The organism is Burkholderia sp. Ac-20392, from assembly GCF_017104585.1.
In the GTDB taxonomy this organism is placed as follows: domain Bacteria; phylum Pseudomonadota; class Gammaproteobacteria; order Burkholderiales; family Burkholderiaceae; genus Burkholderia; species Burkholderia lata.
Genome location: NZ_JAAGPB010001189.1, coordinates 1 through 478, shown reverse-complemented (window position 1 = coordinate 478; position 478 = coordinate 1). Strand labels below are relative to the sequence as shown.

The window sequence follows — 478 nt, the reverse complement described above, 5'->3', positions numbered from 1 at the left end:
GCCGCGCCCGACTGGGAGACGCTGCCCGCGCGTACCGCCGCGCTGCATGCGCTGTTTGCGGCGGCGCGCGAATTGAGCGGCGCGTGGCCCGCGTTCGTGCAATTGACGAGCGTGATCGATCGCGCATGTGCGGCCGAACCGGCCGCCGACGGGCCCGTCAAGGCCAGGCTCGTCGACCTGACCGGCGTGCGCACGCAGCGCGCCGCGCTGTTCGCGCTGTCCGGCGACATCACCGCGCAATGGCTCGGTAACGAGGGCGGGGTGCTCGAGCACGACGATCCCGAATTCGTGCACCAGATGCGGGTCGCGCTGCGCCGCCTGCGTACGCTGATGCGCTTCTTCCCGCTCTTCGCCGATCGCCAGTGGCGCGACACACTCGGTGTCGACCTGCGCTGGCTTGCCTCGCTGCTCGGCACGGTGCGCGACTGGGACGTGTTCGCGACGGAAAGCCTGCCCGCGCTGATCGCGGCCGACGGCA

The 478-nt window shown here is 71.5% G+C and carries 1 protein-coding gene; it reads left to right on the top strand.

Annotated features, from left to right (window positions below; translation table 11 throughout):
* Positions 1-478: CHAD domain-containing protein (locus G3N99_RS41530; RefSeq protein WP_206125347.1), on the top strand; the 478-nt coding region annotated here is incomplete at both ends.